Source organism: Bradyrhizobium sp. (assembly GCF_035652035.1).
Classification (GTDB): Bacteria; Pseudomonadota; Alphaproteobacteria; order Rhizobiales; family Xanthobacteraceae; genus Bradyrhizobium.
This window is the reverse complement of the sequence record NZ_DASREO010000010.1, coordinates 18027-36115: the sequence shown is the minus strand read 5'-3', so window position 1 is coordinate 36115 and position 18089 is coordinate 18027. Positions and strand designations below refer to the sequence as shown.

The following is an 18089-nucleotide window of genomic DNA, read 5'->3' as shown; positions in this document are numbered from 1 at the left end:
ACCTGCGAAGCCAAGGAAAGCCCGCCAAGCTCGCTCTCGTTGCCGTCGCCCGAAAGCTGCTCGTTACCGCTAATGCGCTCGTCAAAAATAACGTCCGCTATACACCCCAGCAACTTGACAGCTAAGACAGTCGCCGGGTTCTCGCTTTGCGAGCCCCGGAATGACGACTGGCGCGATCAGGTTTCGACCAGCCCCGTGGTCGAACCTGAGGCTGACGAATCCTTGTGGCCGTGCGGCAAGCCTAGATAGGACTCCGAGCCCATCTCGATCAGACGCGACGACGTCCGCTTGAATTCGTTGGCCTCATTGCCTTCCGCCGCAACGTAAAGCGAGAGCGGATCGGCGTCCGCCGAGGCCATCAGCTTTACGCCGTTGTCGTAGAGCGTATCGATCAGGGTGATGAACCGTTTGGCGGCGTTGCGTTCGCTATAATCCATCACCGGAATGCGGTCGATCATGAGGGTGTGATAGTCGCGGGCGAGCCGAAGGTAGTCGGATGCGGCGAGCGGCTGTTCGCAGAGTTCAGCGAAGGAAAAGCGCGCCACGCCATGCGACGAGCACGGCACGTGCAACGTGCGGCCCTTGATCGAAATATCGCGCGAACGACACGGCGCGTTGCCGGTCATCTTCGCCCAGGCCTTGTCGAGCGCGGCTGCGGCCGCAGCATCCGCCGGCACCAGCCACATTTTCACGCCTGCGAGTTTTTCCAGCCGGAAATCGGTGCGAGCGTCGAGTCGCAGCACGATCATGTGCTCTTCGATCTGCGCAATAAAGGGGAGAAAGAGCGAGCGGTTCAGCCCGCCCTTGTAGAGGTCTTCCGGTGCGACGTTCGAGGTCGCAACCACCACGGTGCCGAGTTCGAACAGACGCGCGAACAACCGTCCGAGGATCATGGCATCCGCGATATCCGTGACGTGAAATTCGTCAAAGCAAAGCAGCCACGCCTGCTCAAAGATCGCATTGGCGGTGAGTGCGATCACATCGCCATCGGCGATTTCCCCACGCGCGATCGCTTGCCGAAAGCCGTAGATGCGTTCATGCACTTCGGTCATGAACTCGTGGAAATGCGCACGACGCTTGTACTGGACCGGGCTCGCCTGGAAAAACAGGTCCATCAGCATGGTCTTGCCACGACCGACGTCGCCGTGAACGTAAAGGCCACGCGGCGGCCCATCGTTCTTGTCGGCAAACAGCCGGCCAAGCAGGCGCTGCCTGCGCAAGGGCCGATAGCGCTCGATCCGCTGCTCGAGATCGCCGAAGGCTTCCGCGACCTCCCGCTGCGCAGCGTCGGGCTCGATGGCCCCGGATGAGACGAGCGCCTCGTAGTGCTTGACGAAAGATTCAGGAGAGGAAGAGAGCATGACCCTATTCTAGGGCATCAGCCTAAAGAAAAATGCAAGCCGGAAAGGCGCAGCCGAGCATGCGCACTCTCCCCCCAGGCCGGGCGAAGTGAATGAGGTCAGGCGCTCAGCGCGTAGGAGTCCTCGACCACATAAGGTCCGCCGCCGGTTGAGGCGCGCGAGGAGAACAACACGAACCGCGAAGCCGTGAACACTTTGGTCGGAAAGTAGCCGCGGACCGAAAGATAGTCGGCGACGTCCTGGGCCGCCGCATCCCGCAGCCGCGCCAGCGTGACATGAGGTGTGAATTTTCGCCCCTCGGGATCGAGCCCGATCCGCTGCATCAGCCGTTCAAGCTCGGCCTGCAATTCGATCAAAGGCCTGGTCGGGGCGATGTTGGCGACCACCGCACGCGGCTTCTTACCGCCGAAAGACGAAAGGCCCTGGACTGCGACCTCGAACGGCTTGCGGTTCACCCGAAAAAGCATGGAGGCGATTTCGTTGGCGGAGACGCCGTCGATGTCGCCGATGAAGCGCAAGGTGACGTGGTAATTTTCGGGATCGATCCAGCGTGCGCCTGGTAGTCCGCCACGCAATGAGGAGAGGGTTTGGCCGATCTCGGCCGGAATTTCCAGTCCGGTAAACAGACGCGGCATCGCAAGACTCCCGATGCTGGAACGTGATTCGGAAAACAGGATAGCGAGTTTTCCTAAAGGATCATGTTCGCTGACAGACACCGGCGACGAATCACCGGCAACTAATTTTTACCGTAGTTATGTGACTCTGCGAAGCATCTCGCGTTAACCGATCAGTAAAGGTTCGCCTAGAGCTCCGATTCCGAAGTTCGCACGCTGTTGAGGCGGGCCTGATGCGAACTTCGAAATCAAAGGAGCTCTAGAAACCATCGGTTTTCTGGCGCGGTCTTGAATTTGAAGCTCCTATACCCACCCTCGGCAAGACTGATAGGAGCTTCAAATTCGCCGCACTAGGACTGCCGCGCCGTGCACCTCCTCTTTGCTTGATCAGCTCGCGCGCCTGACGATCGGGCCGAGAAATGCCTCAACGCTAGGCAAGATATTTTTGACGATGATGTCAACTCCTTCGGAAGTCGGATGGATGCCGTCAGCCTGGTTGAGTTTGTCGTCCGCCGCTACCCCGTCAAGGAAAAAAGGATAGAGCGGCACGTCATAGGCCTTGGCGAGATCCGGATAGATCGAATTGAAGCGGGTCGCGAAGTCAGCGCCGTAATTGGGCGGCGCGACCATGCCGCACAACATCACCGCAACGCCGCGCGCCTTCAGCTGTTTCACGATCTCGGTCAATGCCGCACGGGTGACGGCGGGATCGGTCCCGCGAAGTGCGTCATTGGCGCCGAGCTCGACGATGACGGCCTGCGTGTCCTGCGGCACCGACCAATCGAGCCGGTCGCGGCCGCCGGAGGCGGTGTCGCCGGAAACGCCGGCGTTGGTCATATCGACGGCTATGCCTCTGGCCTTCAATGCCTTTTGCAGCTTGGCGGGAAATGCGTCGGAGCCGGCGAGCCCATAGCCTGCGCTCAGGGAATCGCCCAGCACGACCATCTTGATCGGCGCACCGGAAGCCGGCGCAGACTGCGCCAAAGCGGGTTCTGCCGCCATCACCAGCAAGCCCCACACGAGCATTTGCATGAACAGGAAGGAGAGCCTCTCGACCGCGCTGCCGGAAGTACCATATGAGCTAGCCATGGACAGTCTCACAAAACCCTCGTCGGTGTCCGGCATCGCACCGGACAGTATTTCCATCTCCAACGTCAACCTCTCGCTCGGCTCCGGTGCCGCGCGCGTGCATATCCTCAAGGACATCAGCCTGCGCGTTGCATCCGGCGAAGCGCTTGGCCTGATCGGACCGTCGGGCTCGGGAAAATCCACGCTCCTCATGGTGATGGCGGGACTGGAGCGTCCCGACAGCGGAGAGGTGGTGGTCGGCGGAACGCCTTTCAATGCCCTCGATGAGGACGCATTGGCACGATTTCGTGGCCGCCAGGTCGGCATCGTCTTCCAGTCGTTTCATCTGATCCCGACCATGACGGCGCTGGAGAATGTCGCGGTCCCGCTCGAACTCGCCGGCAATGCCGACGCCGCCAATCGCGCCGCGCAGGAACTTGTTTCCGTCGGGCTTGGCGACCGGCTGCATCATTACCCGACGCAGCTCTCGGGCGGCGAACAGCAGCGCGTTGCGCTGGCGCGCGCACTCGCGCCCGATCCTGCGATCCTCGTCGCCGACGAGCCCACCGGCAACCTCGATGAGGCAACCGGCAAACAGATCGTCGATCTCCTGTTCACCAAACACGCCGAGCGCGGCATGACGCTGGTGCTGGTCACGCACGACGCATCGCTGGCGCATCGCTGCGACCGCGTTGTCCGGCTGCGCTCCGGCCACATCGAAGCTCAAGTAGAGCGCGACGCCGCTTCATGACCATTCTGGCCGAACTCGTCACCAGCAATCGCCCGGCTTCGCTGCCGCTGCGCTATGCCCTGCGCGAGCTGCGCGGCGGCCTGCGCGGCTTTTACGTTTTCATCGCCTGCATCGCGCTCGGCGTCATGACGATTTCCGGCGTCGGCTCGGTCGCCGCAAGCCTAAGTGACGGTCTGGCGCGCGAGGGGCGCACGCTGCTTGGCGGCGACGTTGCCTTCTCGCTGTTTCAACGCGAGGCCAAGCCGGACGAACTCGCGTTCCTGAACTCCCGCGGCAAAGTCTCGTCGATCGCGACCTTGCGTGGCATGGCCCGCGCCGAGGACGGTCGCCTCGCGCTGGTCGAGATCAAGGCGGTCGACGGCGACTATCCGATGCTCGGCCAGCTCTCGCTCGCGCCGGACCTGCCGGTCGCCGATCTGCTCGCCGAACATGATGGCGCGTTCGGCGCGGCCGCCGATCAGACGCTCTTGGCCCGGCTCGATCTGAAGCTCGGCGATCGCGTCACGGTCGGCCAGGCAACGTTTCAGATTCGCAGCGTCGTCAATTCCGAGCCCGACAAGCTCGCTGGCGGCCTCGGATTCGGCCCACGATTTCTGACCAGCGAGGCCGGGCTTCGCGCCACACAACTGCTGCAACCCGGCAGCCTGGTGCGCTGGATCTATCGGGTGAAGCTGCCTGACGACACCAACGCCGATCGCAATACAAAGCAGTTCGTCGACGAGACGCGCCAGGCGCTGCCTCACGCCGGCTGGGAAATTCGTTCGCGCGACAATGCGTCGCCGCAGCTCGAACGTACCATCAATCGCTTCACGCAATTCTTGACGCTGGTGGGGCTCGCCGCGCTTCTGGTCGGCGGCGTGGGCGTTGCCAACGCCGTGAAGAGCCATATCGACCGGCGCCGCGACGTCATTGCAACCTTCAAGGCCGTCGGCGCGACCGGCGGCGACGTGTTTTCGATCTACCTGACGCAGGTCATCGTGCTCGCCGTCGTCGGCTCGATCACCGGACTTGTGGCGGGCGCCGCGATCCCCTTCATCATCGTGGATGTCTTCGGCAAGCTGTTGCCGCTGCCGGTCGAGCCCGCGCTGCACACGGGCGAACTCGCGCTGTCGCTGGTTTATGGGCTCTTGACCGCGCTCGCCTTCGGCCTCTGGCCGCTGGGCCGCGTTCACGACGTGCCCGTGGCGGCGCTGTTCCGCGACACGGTCTCCAGCGTCTGGCGCCGCCCGCGCTGGAGCTATCTCGCCTCGATGGCGGGCGTGATCGCAGTGCTGGTCGCCGTGATCATCGGCCTCGCCTACGACAAACGCGTCGCGACCATTTTTGTCGTCGCCTCGATCGCCGTCTTCGTTCTGCTGCGCGGCATCGCCTCACTGCTGATGGCGCTGGCGCGCCGCCTGCCGCGATCGCGAATAACGATGCTGCGGCTCGCCGTCACCAACATCTACCGGCCCGGCGCGCTGACGCCGTCGGTCGTGCTGTCGCTCGGGCTTGGCCTCGCCGTGCTGGTCACGATCACCCAGATCGACGGCAATCTGCGGCGGCAGTTCATGGCGGCGTTGCCCGAGCGTGCGCCGTCGTTCTACTTCATCGATATTCCCTCCACTGAGGCCGATCGCTTTACAGCGTTCCTCAAACAGGCCGTGCCAGGCTCGACGGTGGAAGAAGTGCCGATGCTGCGCGGACGCATCGTCTCTGCACGCGGCGTGAGGGCTGAGGATCTTCACCCATCGACAGACAGCGAATGGGTGCTGCAAAGCGACCGCGGCCTGACCTCGACCGGAGACATCCCGAAGGGGTCCAAGATCATCGAGGGGAAGTGGTGGGGCGCCGACTATAACGGGCCGCCGCTGGTGTCGATCGACAAGAAGATTGCCGACGGGCTTGGAATCAAGCTCGGAGACGAGATCGTGGTCAATGTGCTTGGCCGCGATATCACAGCAACAATTGGAAACATGCGCACCATCGACTGGCAGGGTCTCGGCATCAATTTCGTGCTGGTGTTCTCGCCCAACGCCTTCCGCGGCGCGCCTCATACCCATGTCGCAACATTGACCGAGGCCCATCCGGACGCAGCCGGCGACGCGGCGATCGTCAAATCGGTCGCGAACGCCTTTCCCATGGTGACGAGCGTACGGGTTCGCGAAGCGCTCGAAACCATCGGTTCGGTCGTCACCAATCTCGTGCTCGCGATCCGCGGCGCCAGCGCCGTGACGCTGATTTCGGCCATTCTCGTGCTTGGCGGAGCGCTTGCCGCCGGCCACCGCCACCGGGTCTATGATGCGGTCATTCTCAAGACGCTGGGGGCCACGAGAGGGCGCCTCCTTGGGGCTTACGCGCTCGAATATCTGTTGATCGGCTTTGCGACGGCGGTCTTTGGCGTGGTCGCCGGCTCCATTGCTGCATGGCTGATCGTCACCAGGCTTATGACCTTGAGCTTCGTCTGGCAGGCCGGCAGCGCCGTGGGCGTGGTGGCATCGGCGCTGATCGTGACCGTGGGGCTGGGACTGGCCGGAACACTGCTGGCCTTGAATCAAAAGCCGGCCGCGGTGCTGAGAAACCTTTGATAGGTGCTGAGAAACCGCTGCGGACCGCTGATATAGAAATTGTATAAAAGTTAAGCAGCTCGCTCGCGGCGGCTTCCTAGCGACATTCAGCCGCGCATGAACGCTTGCGGCGATTGTGCTAGTTTCCCAAATATCGAACCGAGCACCAGATCCGCTTCATGACGCAAAATTAATGTCGGCGCGCAGCGGTATCTGGGTTAATTTTTGCAGGCAAAACCGGACTCTACTGCCTGCCAGACAACCAACGGGAATTCGACCATGTCGGACCTAGATCGCAACTATACTTCCCCCTTCGGCCGGGCCGCCGGGCGCGTTGACGCCGCGACCGTCGACGCCGGTCTGCGCGCCTACATGCTGCGCATCTACAATTATATGAGCATTGGCCTTGCCATCACCGGCTTGGCCGCGCTCGGCATCTACATGGCAGCCGTCACCGCCGACCCCTCGGGCGCGGCTGCCAAGATCGGCAGCGCCTATCTGACGCCGTTCGGCTACGCGATGTTCGTCAGCCCGCTGAAGTGGCTGTTCATCCTCGCACCGCTGATCATGGTTTTCGCGATCTCGGCCGGCATCAACCGCCTCGCGCCTTCAACCGCGCAGATGCTGTTCTGGGTGTTCTCGGCGCTGATGGGCGTTTCGCTGTCCTCGATCTTCCTGGTGTATACGCACACCTCGATCGTGCGGGTGTTCTTCATCACCGCCGCCTCCTTCGGCGCGCTGAGCCTCTATGGCTACACCACGCGGCGTGACATGACCGGAATGGGATCGTTCCTGATGATGGGCCTGTTCGGCATCATCATCGCGAGCCTGGTCAATCTGTTCATCGCCAGCTCGGCGCTGCAGTTCGCGGTTTCCGTCATCGGCGTGCTGGTATTCGCGGGCCTCACCGCCTGGGACACCCAGCGGCTGAAGAACGACTACATCTACGGCTATGCCCGGGCGGGTGGTGATGTGGCAGAACGCGCGGCGATTACCGGCGCCCTGTCGCTCTATTTGAACTTCATCAACCTGTTTACGCTGCTGTTGCAGCTGCTCGGCCAGCGCGACTGACGCGGCAAGCGAGAGCGATCAAATCCCAAAGCCCCGGCCTCGCGCCGGGGCTTTTCTTTTGGGGTTTGCGAAAATAGTCTGCACGGATGCCATCGCTTGAAATCAGGCCGGCCGTCGTCGCCGACCTTCCCTCCGTCACCGAGATCTATGCCGACGCGGTCCGCGAGGGAACCGCGACCTTCGAGCTTGTTCCGCCGGATCTTGCCGAGATGACGCGACGCTTTCGGGCGCTTTCGGACGGCGGCTTTCCGTATCTCGTGGCCATCCTGGAAGGGAACGTCGCCGGTTATGCCTATGCGGGCCCCTATCGTCCACGCCCGGCCTATCGTTTCACCGTGGAGAACTCGGTCTATCTGCGGCCCGCCGTCCACCGCCGCGGCATCGGCCATCAGTTGCTGCAAAGGTTGATTGCCGACTGCGAGGCGCGCGGCTTTCGCCAGATGATCGCGGTGATCGGGGACTCGGCCAATGCCGGATCGATCGGCGTTCACGCGGCTTGCGGCTTTACCATGATCGGAACCCACCCGAATGTCGGCCTCAAGTTCGGCCGCTGGCTCGACACTGTGATGATGCAGCGGGCGCTTGGCGAGGGCGCTTCGACCGTGCCTTCGGCGTAGTTTCCCCGCTCAAACCACCGCCAGCTTGCGGTCGATCACCAACAGGACGCGATCGAGTTCATGACCGCGGCGCAGGATCAGCCCGCTCGCCGAGATCACGCTGTACATGCCTTGCTTGCGCGCCAGGCGCGGATCTTTCTCGATCCGGTAAAGTGGAACCTCGGAGGAACGGCGGAAGATCGAGAACACGGCACGGTCGCGCAGAAAGTCGATGGCGTAATCGCGCCACTCGCCATCGGAGACCATGCGTCCATACAAATTCAGAATGCGATTGAGTTCGAGACGATTGAACGTCACCCGGTTCGACGAAGCGCCCGCAGCGGCCTGACGCGCCACGGCGCGTGCCTCGCTTGGATCGGTATCCTCCGAGATCAAACTCATGGCACATCTCCTGTCATTTACCCGACATGATTGCGCCGACTGAACCGCTCCGCAAGGGGCGGTGTCACCGCACCCCCTTTCCCCCACTCGTCCGAGCCCGCGATCCTTGACGCAACTCTTGACGCAACTCTTGGCCGAATCGGCCTTTTTACGCCGTCACGGGATCGTTAGTTCAATCATAATACCGCCCCACTTCCGCCCAGCGGGTGCCCTGCTAGATTGCGATAAGAATCACCTGCGTTGGCCCGGTCCTTTCGATACCGGATTCCTCAGCCCCCAGCCCCCCGGGGTCGTCGGGACCGGGTCTATCGCAGAATAATTGATCCGTGACTGGACCAACGAGAGTTGGTCCTTTTTCTTTTTGCGGTGTCTCCGTCTCGATTTCAGAAAACGAATCAAGACATCCGCAAGCAGGCCTGCGGGCTGCGTATCAAACCAACGACGTCTTCGGATGGGTCTAGTGCAGCGACGTGTACGCCGCCCCTAACATCGGGCCTGGCCGATCGCGGCTTCCGTCCTGAACGAAGACAGCCGCGGCATCGATACCCTCGCGGGAAATATTTTCCAGCGGAACGGTCCAGTTACCTGCCGTACCGTTCCAGTCGCCGACCTTCAGCAGATTGCGAACGACGTTGTAGTAGGTCAATTCGCGTCCGTGATTCTCGCCGCGGGCGATTTCGATCGGTATCGCCTTCGAGATCGAACAAATCCAGACCTCACCGTGAATCGCGGCCGGCGCCTTGCCGGAATCGGCGACCGACATCACCTTGCTGGCGTCGGGCACCGACACCGTGATATGTCCGCCCGAAAGCTTCATCGACACCGGCACCGACATCACGCCATCATTTTTTCGGGTGGCGCCGATCGCCCGTTCGATCCCGGCGCGATCACTGCCGATGACATGTGCCTCGCCGTTGACGATGGCCTGCGGCGTGTAGACATCGCGATCGCCGCGCATGTGCGAGTAGGCTTTTTGACGGGCAGAGAAACGCGCATCCGCGAGCGTATCCTTCCAGCCCAGATAATCCCAATAATCGATCGGCATGCTCAGCGCGATCACGCTGGGATCCTTGGCCAGTTCACCGATGATCTTGTCGGCCGGCGGACAGGACGAACAACCTTGCGAGGTAAAGAGCTCGACCACCGCGCGGGGTTCGGCCGCATCCGCGGGACGGATGATCGCCACGATCGCGCAGACGCCCAAAGCGCCCGACCAAAGGGCGCCTGACCAACGTGAGATCGAATTACAAGCCATCATCGCTATCATTACTCAGGACCGGGAGGTTGTGGGTGCCAATTCTCGCCGCTCGCATCTAACGGAACATGAAGCCAAAGCACTGAGCTACAAGAGCACGGAGCTATGTGGCTTTCGGACAGAAGAAAAGCAGCCTTTTTTAGGCTGCCTTCCCCTGCGTCGCTACTCACTTCGCGGTGAGCCGCCGATCACAATCATGCGGCCAGCTTGCGCAGCACATACTGCAGAATGCCGCCGTTTCGGTAGTAATCGAGCTCATCGAGCGTATCGATCCTGCACAGCAGGGAAACGCGCTGCAGCGCACCGTCGCTGGAGACGATCTCGGCGGTCAGTTTTTGACGCGGTTTCAGGTCGCCCTGCAATCCGCGTATGGTTACTTTCTCGTCGCCCTTCAGTCCGATCGACTGCCAGGACGCGCCGTCCTCGAAGGTGAGCGGCAGCACACCCATGCCGACAAGATTTGAGCGATGGATGCGCTCAAAGCTCTGGCAGATCACCGCGCGGACACCGAGCAGCCGCGTTCCCTTCGCGGCCCAGTCCCGCGACGACCCGTTGCCGTATTCGGCCCCGGCGAAGACCACGAGCGGCACGCCCTCGGCCTGATACTTCATCGCGGCGTCGTAGATCGACATCTCTTCGCCGTCGGGCCAGTGTTTGGTCAAACCGCCTTCGGGAATATTGCCGTCGGCGCCCTTCAGCATGAAATTCTTGATGCGGATATTGGCGAAGGTGCCGCGCATCATGACTTCATGGTTACCGCGCCGTGTACCGTACTGATTGAAGTCGGCGGGGCGCACCTGGTGGTCGCTCAGGAATTTGCCGGCCGGCGAGGTCAGCTTGATCGAGCCCGCAGGCGAGATGTGATCGGTCGTGATCTTGTCGCCGAACATCGCAAGGATCCGCGCATCGACCACGTCCGCGATCGGCTCCGGCTGCTTCTTCATGCCCTCGAAGTACGGCGGGTTCTGCACATAGGTCGACGACATGTTCCAGCGGAAGGTCTCGCTGTCCGTGGTCTTGATCTTGCGCCAGTTGGTGTCGCCCTTGAAGACGTCGGCATAACGCTTCTTGAAGATCTGCGCGGTGACGAACTTCTTGACGAGCGCGTTGACCTCCTTCGCAGTCGGCCAGATGTCCTTCAGATAAACCGGCTTGCCGTCCTTGCCTTCGCCGATCGGCTCGACCGCAAGATCCTTCTTCACCGTGCCGGCAAGCGCGTGCGCCACGACGAGCGGCGGCGAGGCCAGATAGTTCGCCTGCACGTCGGGCGAGACGCGGCCCTCGAAGTTGCGGTTACCCGACAGGACCGCGGCAGCCACGATGCCGTTGTCGTTGATCGATTTCGAAATCTCTTCCGGCAGCGGACCGGAGTTGCCGATGCAGGTGGTGCAGCCGAAGCCGACGAGGTTGAAGCCGACCTTGTCGAGATCGGCCTGCAGGCCGGAATTGGCGAGATATTCGGCGACCACCTGACTGCCCGGCGCGAGCGAGGTCTTCACCCAGGGCTTTGCTTTCAGGCCCTTGGCGACAGCCTTGCGGGCGAGCAAGCCTGCTGCGATCAAAACGCTAGGGTTGGATGTGTTGGTGCAAGAGGTCATCGCGGCAATCACGACGTCGCCGTGGCCAAGGTCGAAGTCGCGGTGCTCGACCGGATAGCGGGCCGCGGCATCTTCGGTCCGCTTGTATTCGCTGGTGAGGGCCGCGGCGAAACCTTCGGCCACCGCGGGAAGCGCGATGCGGCCCTCGGGACGCTTGGGACCTGCCATCGACGGCACGACGTCTTTCAGATCGAGGGTAAGCGTCGCGGTGAAAACCGGATCGGCCGACTTGTTGCTGCGGAACAGGCCTTGCGCTTTGGCATAGGCCGAAACCAGCGCGACGCGATCGGCCTTGCGCCCCGAAGTCTTGAGATAATCGATGGTCGCGGTATCGACCGGGAAGAAGCCGCAGGTCGCGCCATATTCGGGCGCCATGTTGCCGATGGTCGCCTTGTCAGCGACCGACAGGTTGTCGAGACCCGGGCCGAAGAACTCGACAAACTTTCCAACCACACCCTGCTTGCGCAGCATCTGCGTGACGGTGAGCACGAGGTCGGTTGCGGTGACACCTTCCTTGAGCTGTCCCTTGAGTTTGAAGCCGACGACTTCCGGCAGCAGCATCGACAGTGGCTGGCCAAGCATGCAGGCTTCCGCCTCGATGCCGCCGACGCCCCAGCCGAGCACCGCGAGGCCATTGACCATCGTGGTGTGCGAGTCGGTGCCAACAAGCGAATCCGGATAGGCGACCTCGAACGTGCCGGTCTTCTTGCCGACCGTCATCTTCTGCTTTTTGGTCCACACGGTCTGCGCGAGATATTCGAGATTGACCTGGTGGCAGATGCCGGTGCCGGGAGGCACCACGGAGAAGTTCGAGAACGCCTTCTGGCCCCATTTCAGGAATTCGTAGCGCTCCTGATTCTGCTTGTACTCCTCGACCACGTTCTTGCCGAACGCCTTGTTGTCGCCGAAGAAGTTCACGATCACCGAATGGTCGATGACGAGGTCGACCGGCACCAGCGGATTGATTTTCTCGGCATCGCCGCCAAGGTTCTGCATCGCGTTACGCATCGCGGCGAGATCGACCACGGCCGGAACGCCGGTGAAATCCTGCATCAAGACGCGCGCGGGGCGAAACGCGATTTCGTGTTCGAGCGCGCGCTTCTTGATCCATTTCGAAACCGCAACGATGTCTTCCTTCTTGACGGTGCGGCCGTCTTCGTTGCGCAACAGGTTCTCCAGCAGAACCTTCATCGAATAGGGAAGTCTGGATATCCCCTTCAGACCGTTCTTCTCTGCGGCGGGCAGGCTGTAATAGACATAGGTCTTGCCGCCGACCTTGAGGGTCTTTTGGCATTTGAAGCTGTCGAGAGAGGTCATGTGAGGCAATCCCAGATTGTCAGTTTATGTCCCGAAAGGGTATTATGGCACCGGCAGCGGGGTTGGCCGGCGAGGTCGAGAGACGCTCATTGTGTGCGGCGTCAAGTTCCGGCTTATAGAATCTTTCAACAATCGCCGCCACACCGGTAAGCGGTTCGCAAGCCTGCGGCCACCCATAAATTCTGGTGCGGTACCCCAAGATTTTGGGGCTCTCGAAGGGGCAAGATGCGGCTCTCAGGACGCGAAGTCGGCTGTGTGCGGGGCGGCCGTGAGGTCTTCTCCGGCCTGAATTTTGACGCCACCTCCGGCGAGGCGCTTGCCGTGGTCGGGCCCAACGGATCGGGCAAGACGTCGTTGCTGCGCCTGATCGCTGGCCTGCTGATGCCCTCGCGTGGGTCCATCGTCCTGGAAGGCGGCGAGGCCGAGCTGACGCTGGCCGAACAGTCGCATTATCTCGGCCATCGCGACGCGCTGAAGCCGGCGCTCAGCGTGTCGGAAAACCTCAACTTCTGGCGGGATTTCCTCGGCGGGGAGAAATCGGACCCGGCTGAGAGTCTCGCCATCGTCGAGCTCGATCATGCCGCGCATTTGCCAGCGGCGTTTTTGTCCGCGGGACAGCGGCGACGGTTGTCGATTGCGCGACTGTTGACGGTGCGGCGGCCGGTCTGGCTGCTCGATGAACCCACCAACGCCCTCGACACCTCAGGACAAAAACTGTTCGCCACGCTAATGGGAGATCATCTGGCGCGCGGCGGCCTGATCATCGCTGCGACGCATATGCCTCTGGGCGTTACTGCGCACACGCTCCGCGTCGGAGACGTCTCGTGAGCGCGCTCGGCGCCCTGATCCGCCGCGACATCCGGATCGCGTTTCGCGTCGGCGGCGGCGCCTTGATCGGCGTGATGTTCTTTCTCACCGTCGTGGTGCTGATGCCGTTCGCGATCGGACCGGACCTTGCGCTGCTGGCGCGGCTCGGGCCTGCAATCCTCTGGCTCGGCGCGCTGCTGGCAAGCCTCTTGACGCTGGACCGCTTGTTCCTGGCCGATCACGATGACGGCTCGCTCGACCTGATCACGATGAGCCGGTCGCCGCTGGAACTGTCCTGCGCGGCCAAGGCTCTGGCCCATTGGCTCGCCGCAGGACTGCCGCTCATCATTGCGACGCCGGTATTGGGCCTGTTGCTCAATCTCGACGTCAGCGCGACGGCGGCGGTGGCGCTGACATTGCTCGCGGGCACCCCGGCGCTGACCTTTACCGGCATGATCGGCGCTGCGCTGGCCGTGACGCTGCACCGCGGCGGCCTGCTGCTGGCCGTTCTGGTGTTGCCGCTGTCGATCCCGGTGCTGATCTTTGGCGTGGCCGCGTCGGAAGCCGCCATCACTGGACCGCTGTCGTTTGGCGGGCCATTTTCGATCCTGTGTGCGCTGTCGCTGTTCGGTCTCGTGATCGGCCCGTTTGCCGCAGCGGCAAGCCTTCGGCATGGTCTCGATTGATGATGATCAACTCTCGCTGAGAGCATTTATGCCAATTGCGCGTAGCAGCCGCGGCCATTAACAGGGTGCCCATGACGCTGATCGATCTCGCCAACCCGACCCGGTTCCTTAAGCTCACGGCGCGGTTGTTGCCATGGCTGGTGGCAGCGACCGCGATCCTGCTCGCGATCGGCCTGTACCAGTCGGCATTGGCGCCCGACGATTATCAACAGGGCGCGACCGTGAAGATCATGTTCATTCACGTGCCGAATGCGTGGCTCTCGATGTTCGTCTGGGGCGTGATGAGCCTCGCCGCGCTCGGCACGCTGGTGTGGCGGCATCCGCTCGCCGACGTCGCCGCGAAGGCCGCAGCACCGATCGGCGCCGCCTTCACCTTTCTGGCGCTGGTCACCGGTTCACTGTGGGGCCGGCCGATGTGGGGCACTTACTGGGAGTGGGACGCGCGGCTGACGTCGGTGCTGATTCTGTTTCTGATGTATCTCGGCCTGATCGCGCTGTGGCGCGCGGTCGAAGATCCATCGCGCGCGGCGCGCGCCGCCGCAGTGCTCACGCTCGTTGGCGCCATCAACCTGCCGATCATCAAATTTTCCGTCGACTGGTGGAACACGCTGCATCAGCCGGCCTCGGTGATGCGGCTCGGCGGGTCGACGCTCGACCGCGCGTTTCTGATTCCGCTTCTGGTGATGGCGCTGGCGTTTTCGCTGCTGTTCGTCACGCTGCACCTCGCCGCGATGCGCAACGAAATCCTCCGCCGCCGCGTGCGTTCGATGCAAATGATCCAGGCGCAAGCCGGCAAGGCGCGGGCGTAAGGACGATGTCGCTTGGACCCTATACGACCTTTATCGTGACCTCCTATCTGGTGGTGCTGGTGGTCGTCGTCTTGCTGATCGCGTGGATCATCATCGACTATCGCCGCCAGAAGCAGCGCTTGAGCGAACTGGAGTCCAAGGGAATGTCACGCCGCTCCGGAAGCAGCACGATGAACAAGACATGAGCGAACCCGCGATCTCGAACGGCACGCCCCGAAGTTCGCGCTGGCTGGTGGCGCTGCCGCTGGTCGTCTTTGCCGCGCTTGCCGCGATCTTCTGGTTCCGGCTCGGCAGTGGCGACCCGTCGCGTATTCCCTCCGCGTTGATCGGCCGTCCGGCGCCGCAGACTCCGCTGCCGCCACTGGAAGGCCTCGCCAGCAATGGGACGCCGGTTCCGGGCCTCGATCCGTCAGCCTTCAAGGGCAAGGTCAGCGTCGTCAATGTCTGGGCATCGTGGTGCGTGCCTTGTCACGACGAAGCGCCGCTGCTGACAGAGCTCGGCCGCGACACGCGCCTGCAAGTCGTCGGCATCAACTACAAGGATTCCGCCGACAATGCCCGCCGCTTTCTCGGCCGCTACGGCAACCCGTTCGGCATCGTCGGCGTCGACGCCAACGGCCGCGCTTCGATCGAATGGGGCGTTTATGGCGTGCCCGAAACCTTTATCGTCGGGCGCGAAGGCACCATCGTGTACAAGCTGGTCGGCCCGGTGACACCAGAAAACATCAATACGACCCTGCGCGCAGAGATCGACAAGGCACTGAAAGCAGGTTCGTAGCCGCTAACCCGGCTGACCTGGCGGTCGCGCGTCCAGTGCCATGTTGTGGAACAACCGCTGGCTCACAAGATGTAGGAAATAAAATCCGAATTTCGGGTCCTGCAGGCAGAGTTGCTTGACCTGGTCGTAGCCGATCCGAAGTAGCTCACCGCTCGCCGTACATTCGACGGAGGCCGTCCGCGCTCGGCCGGCATTCAACAATCCGAGCTCGCCGAATATTTCGCCGGCCTTGAGATCGACGTTTCGCTCGGTGGCGCGGAAACAGCCGGAAACAATAAAAAACATTTCATCCGCAGGATCGCCGCAGCGGAACACGGCTTCGCCGCTGGCCATCGTTCTCGTTGAACTGAATGGTCTGACCCATTTCAGGTTCGTGTCGCCTTTTGTGGCCTCCTCGATCTGCTTGATCAGCCGCAGCATCTGCTGCAGCCTCAAGACGTTGAGCGGCAGCAATACGAGGTGCAGGATCAGCACCGGATAGGCGTCCAGCGCGTAGCCGTAACCGATGAAGAGGAAATTGCTGACGATGCCGGCGATACGAAGCGGCACCATGGTCTTCATGTAGAACGTCACGAAAACGCATGCGGCGGCCGCATAACCGAGCAATTCCGCGTGAGTCACGTTTCGCCTCCTCAACGCAGGCAACTGAATTTCGAAACCGTGACGAGCTTGCCGGGGATTTTTGGAAATGCAAGGCGCGGGCGGGATCAGCGCGATCGGCAACTGCCGGCTTCGGCTGATCCGCTTGCACCGCAGCAGGGCCGCGGTGTCGCGCGGTTGCTGGTGCTCCGGGCTTACTGCGCACCCTTGCTGATGTCGCCTTCCGCCGCGTCGCTCGCCTGCAGCGAGACCGGCTCGAGGTGGAAGCGCTTGACCAGCGGCATCTGGATGATTGCGAACACCATCGTCAACGGGATGACACCGAACGCCTTGAAGCCAACCCAGAAGTCGGTGCTCTGCGTGCGCCAGATGACTTCGTTCAGGATGGCCATTCCGAGAAAGAACAGCGCCCAGCGCATCGTGAGGATTCGCCAGCCCTGCGGGGTCAGGTTGAAGACCTGGTCGAACAGTACGGCGATGAAGGAACGGCCGAACAGAAGTCCGCCGCCGAGAACAAGCGCAAACAGGCCGTAGATGATGGTGGGTTTGACCTTGATGAAGGTCTCGTCATGCAGGACCAGCGTCAGCGTGCCGAACACGAGCACGACGACGCCGGTGACGAGCGCCATCAGCGGCACATGCCGCGTCACGACATAGGAGGCGGCCATCGCCGCGACGATCGCCACCATGAAGGCGCCGGTCGCGACAAATAAATGGTATCGCGCGTTCGCGGCAAAGAAGACGAGCAGCGGCCCCAGTTCGGTGGCGAGCTTGAACAGCGGATGCGGCTGGGTCTTGTCCATTGATGCGCCTATATCTCGATTCCCGCGATCGCCTTGGCAAAATCGCTCGCCGTGAACGGCGCCAGATCGTCGATGCTCTCGCCGACGCCGATGAAATGCACCGGAAGTTTGTATTTCTCCGACAGCGCCACCAGAATTCCGCCGCGCGCGGTGCCGTCGAGCTTCGTCATCACGAGGCCGGTGACGCCAGCAGTACGATGAAAGGCGTCGACTTGCGAGAGCGCGTTTTGTCCCACCGTGGCATCGAGCACCAGCAGCACCGCATGCGGTGCTGTGTCGTCGATCTTCCTGATCACGCGAACGACCTTTTCGAGTTCGTTCATCAGCTCGGCCTTGTTTTGCAGCCGTCCGGCCGTATCGACGAGCAGTACGTCGCGCTTGTCGTCGCGCGCCGCCGACAGCGCGTTGAAAGCAAGGCTCGCGGAATCCGAACCTTGCGCGCCGGCAATGACAGGCGATCTCGTGCGCTCGCCCCAGACTTTCAGCTGTTCGATCGCGGCGGCGCGGAACGTATCGCCCGCAGCCAGCATGACCTTGCGGCCTTCGGCGGACAATTTTGCCGCCAGCTTGCCGATGGTCGTGGTCTTGCCGGAACCGTTGACGCCGACAACAAGAATGACGAACGGCTTTTTCGTCTCGTCGATGACGAGCGGCTTCGCCACGCCCGCCAGCACCTTTTCGACCTCGGTCGCAACCACCGTCTTCACTTCATCGGCCGAGATCGACTTGTCGTAGCGGCCGTGGCCGACGGCATCGGAAATTCGCGCGGCCACTTCGGTTCCGAGATCGGCGCGCACGAGCACATCCTCGATATCCTCGAGCATGGCGCGATCGAGCTTGCGCTTGGTCACGAGGTCGGCAACCGCCGTCCCGAGCGAGCTCGAGGTGCGCTTCAATCCGCTGGATAGCCGTCGCCACCAGCTCTGTTTAGGTGCTTCCTCAGTCATGGCGGGGGGTGTTAGCCGTTTCATGACCAGTGGTCCGATGCCACCATTCGCATCCCCGCTGGGCAAGCAATTTTGCGAAT

Annotated in this window: 18 protein-coding genes and 1 pseudogene; 10 read left to right on the top strand and 9 right to left on the bottom strand. The window is 62.2% G+C overall.

The features are described from left to right. A pseudogene (locus VFB05_RS32100) lies at positions 1 to 125 on the top strand (IS110 family transposase); the annotation flags it as partial. A gap of 51 nt (positions 126 to 176) precedes the next feature. Here VFB05_RS32100 and zapE read toward each other — a convergent pair. From zapE to VFB05_RS03470, 3 genes are all read right to left on the bottom strand, one after another. Next, positions 177 to 1361: a cell division protein ZapE gene (gene zapE, locus VFB05_RS03480; RefSeq protein ID WP_325008818.1), complete on the bottom strand. Its 1185-nt coding sequence runs from the start codon at positions 1359 to 1361 to the stop codon at positions 177 to 179. A gap of 98 nt (positions 1362 to 1459) precedes the next feature. Next, entirely contained in the window at positions 1460 to 1996 is a 537-nt protein-coding gene (gene thpR / locus VFB05_RS03475; protein ID WP_325008816.1) for an RNA 2',3'-cyclic phosphodiesterase, read from the bottom strand. 366 nt (positions 1997 to 2362) lie between these two features. Next, positions 2363 to 3007 carry an arylesterase gene (locus tag VFB05_RS03470; protein WP_325008820.1) on the bottom strand — a complete coding sequence of 215 codons (645 nt, stop codon included), beginning with the start codon at positions 3005 to 3007 and terminating at the stop codon, positions 2363 to 2365. Positions 3008 to 3062: 55 nt separating this feature from the next. On the opposite strand from VFB05_RS03470, the gene VFB05_RS03465 reads away from it, so the two are divergent. The 4 genes from VFB05_RS03465 to VFB05_RS03450 all read left to right on the top strand — a co-directional run bounded on the left by VFB05_RS03465 (position 3063) and on the right by VFB05_RS03450 (position 8028). Beyond that, positions 3063 to 3794 (top strand): ABC transporter ATP-binding protein, encoded by a 732-nt coding sequence (locus tag VFB05_RS03465; protein WP_325008813.1) that lies wholly within the window; start codon positions 3063 to 3065, stop codon positions 3792 to 3794. Further along, complete coding sequence (locus VFB05_RS03460) at positions 3791 to 6361, top strand: ABC transporter permease (RefSeq protein WP_325008810.1); 2571 nt, start codon at positions 3791 to 3793, stop codon at positions 6359 to 6361. Before VFB05_RS03465 ends, VFB05_RS03460 begins: the two co-directional genes overlap by 4 nt. A gap of 258 nt (positions 6362 to 6619) precedes the next feature. Continuing rightward, entirely contained in the window at positions 6620 to 7411 is a 792-nt protein-coding gene (locus VFB05_RS03455; protein ID WP_325008808.1) for a Bax inhibitor-1/YccA family protein, read from the top strand. A gap of 86 nt (positions 7412 to 7497) precedes the next feature. Beyond that, positions 7498 to 8028, top strand: coding sequence for a GNAT family N-acetyltransferase (locus VFB05_RS03450; RefSeq protein WP_325008806.1), 531 nt, complete (start codon positions 7498 to 7500; stop codon positions 8026 to 8028). Between the two features lie 9 nt (positions 8029 to 8037). Here VFB05_RS03450 and VFB05_RS03445 read toward each other — a convergent pair whose 3' ends face one another. From VFB05_RS03445 to acnA, 3 genes are all read right to left on the bottom strand, one after another. Beyond that, entirely contained in the window at positions 8038 to 8409 is a 372-nt protein-coding gene (locus tag VFB05_RS03445; protein ID WP_325008804.1) for a DUF2794 domain-containing protein, read from the bottom strand. Positions 8410 to 8866: 457 nt separating this feature from the next. After that, positions 8867 to 9676 carry a DUF1223 domain-containing protein gene (locus VFB05_RS03440; RefSeq protein ID WP_325008802.1) on the bottom strand — a complete coding sequence of 270 codons (810 nt, stop codon included), beginning with the start codon at positions 9674 to 9676 and terminating at the stop codon, positions 8867 to 8869. A gap of 182 nt (positions 9677 to 9858) precedes the next feature. Beyond that, complete coding sequence (acnA, locus tag VFB05_RS03435; protein WP_325008800.1) at positions 9859 to 12579, bottom strand: aconitate hydratase AcnA; 2721 nt, start codon at positions 12577 to 12579, stop codon at positions 9859 to 9861. Between the two features lie 225 nt (positions 12580 to 12804). Between acnA and ccmA the strand changes: the two genes are divergently transcribed. The 5 genes from ccmA (at position 12805) to VFB05_RS03410 (ending at position 15659) form a co-directional block, all read left to right on the top strand. After that, positions 12805 to 13407, top strand: coding sequence for a heme ABC exporter ATP-binding protein CcmA (gene ccmA / locus VFB05_RS03430; RefSeq protein WP_325008798.1), 603 nt, complete (start codon positions 12805 to 12807; stop codon positions 13405 to 13407). Then, complete coding sequence (ccmB, locus tag VFB05_RS03425; protein WP_325008796.1) at positions 13404 to 14072, top strand: heme exporter protein CcmB; 669 nt, start codon at positions 13404 to 13406, stop codon at positions 14070 to 14072. The genes ccmA and ccmB overlap by 4 nt, the downstream gene beginning before the upstream one ends. Before the next feature lie 71 nt (positions 14073 to 14143). Next, entirely contained in the window at positions 14144 to 14881 is a 738-nt protein-coding gene (locus VFB05_RS03420) for a heme ABC transporter permease (protein ID WP_325008794.1), read from the top strand. A gap of 5 nt (positions 14882 to 14886) precedes the next feature. Then, complete coding sequence (gene ccmD / locus VFB05_RS03415) at positions 14887 to 15066, top strand: heme exporter protein CcmD (protein WP_325008792.1); 180 nt, start codon at positions 14887 to 14889, stop codon at positions 15064 to 15066. Further along, on the top strand, positions 15063 to 15659 hold the full coding sequence (locus tag VFB05_RS03410) for a DsbE family thiol:disulfide interchange protein (protein ID WP_325008790.1): 597 nt from the start codon (positions 15063 to 15065) through the stop codon (positions 15657 to 15659). Before ccmD ends, VFB05_RS03410 begins: the two co-directional genes overlap by 4 nt. A gap of 3 nt (positions 15660 to 15662) precedes the next feature. Here the strand turns inward: VFB05_RS03410 and VFB05_RS03405 are convergent, their stop codons facing one another. The 3 genes from VFB05_RS03405 to ftsY all read right to left on the bottom strand — a co-directional run bounded on the left by VFB05_RS03405 (position 15663) and on the right by ftsY (position 18033). Beyond that, positions 15663 to 16280 carry a cyclic nucleotide-binding domain-containing protein gene (locus VFB05_RS03405; protein WP_325008788.1) on the bottom strand — a complete coding sequence of 206 codons (618 nt, stop codon included), beginning with the start codon at positions 16278 to 16280 and terminating at the stop codon, positions 15663 to 15665. 173 nt (positions 16281 to 16453) lie between these two features. Beyond that, positions 16454 to 17062, bottom strand: coding sequence for a septation protein A (locus VFB05_RS03400; protein WP_325008786.1), 609 nt, complete (start codon positions 17060 to 17062; stop codon positions 16454 to 16456). An 8-nt stretch (positions 17063 to 17070) separates the two neighbouring features. After that, complete coding sequence (gene ftsY, locus VFB05_RS03395) at positions 17071 to 18033, bottom strand: signal recognition particle-docking protein FtsY (protein ID WP_325008784.1); 963 nt, start codon at positions 18031 to 18033, stop codon at positions 17071 to 17073. Between the last annotated feature and the right edge of the window lie 56 nt (positions 18034 to 18089).

Coding starts and splice junctions, on each gene's coding strand:
- zapE (WP_325008818.1), bottom strand. CDS start 1,361: ATGCTCTCTTCCTCTCCTGAATCTTTCGTCAAGCACTACGAGGCGCTC.
- thpR (WP_325008816.1), bottom strand. CDS start 1,996: ATGCCGCGTCTGTTTACCGGACTGGAAATTCCGGCCGAGATCGGCCAA.
- VFB05_RS03470 (WP_325008820.1), bottom strand. CDS start 3,007: ATGCAAATGCTCGTGTGGGGCTTGCTGGTGATGGCGGCAGAACCCGCT.
- VFB05_RS03465 (WP_325008813.1), top strand. CDS start 3,063: ATGGACAGTCTCACAAAACCCTCGTCGGTGTCCGGCATCGCACCGGAC.
- VFB05_RS03460 (WP_325008810.1), top strand. CDS start 3,791: ATGACCATTCTGGCCGAACTCGTCACCAGCAATCGCCCGGCTTCGCTG.
- VFB05_RS03455 (WP_325008808.1), top strand. CDS start 6,620: ATGTCGGACCTAGATCGCAACTATACTTCCCCCTTCGGCCGGGCCGCC.
- VFB05_RS03450 (WP_325008806.1), top strand. CDS start 7,498: ATGCCATCGCTTGAAATCAGGCCGGCCGTCGTCGCCGACCTTCCCTCC.
- VFB05_RS03445 (WP_325008804.1), bottom strand. CDS start 8,409: ATGAGTTTGATCTCGGAGGATACCGATCCAAGCGAGGCACGCGCCGTG.
- VFB05_RS03440 (WP_325008802.1), bottom strand. CDS start 9,676: ATGATAGCGATGATGGCTTGTAATTCGATCTCACGTTGGTCAGGCGCC.
- acnA (WP_325008800.1), bottom strand. CDS start 12,579: ATGACCTCTCTCGACAGCTTCAAATGCCAAAAGACCCTCAAGGTCGGC.
- ccmA (WP_325008798.1), top strand. CDS start 12,805: ATGCGGCTCTCAGGACGCGAAGTCGGCTGTGTGCGGGGCGGCCGTGAG.
- VFB05_RS03420 (WP_325008794.1), top strand. CDS start 14,144: ATGACGCTGATCGATCTCGCCAACCCGACCCGGTTCCTTAAGCTCACG.
- ccmD (WP_325008792.1), top strand. CDS start 14,887: ATGTCGCTTGGACCCTATACGACCTTTATCGTGACCTCCTATCTGGTG.
- VFB05_RS03410 (WP_325008790.1), top strand. CDS start 15,063: ATGAGCGAACCCGCGATCTCGAACGGCACGCCCCGAAGTTCGCGCTGG.
- VFB05_RS03400 (WP_325008786.1), bottom strand. CDS start 17,062: ATGGACAAGACCCAGCCGCATCCGCTGTTCAAGCTCGCCACCGAACTG.
- ftsY (WP_325008784.1), bottom strand. CDS start 18,033: ATGAAACGGCTAACACCCCCCGCCATGACTGAGGAAGCACCTAAACAG.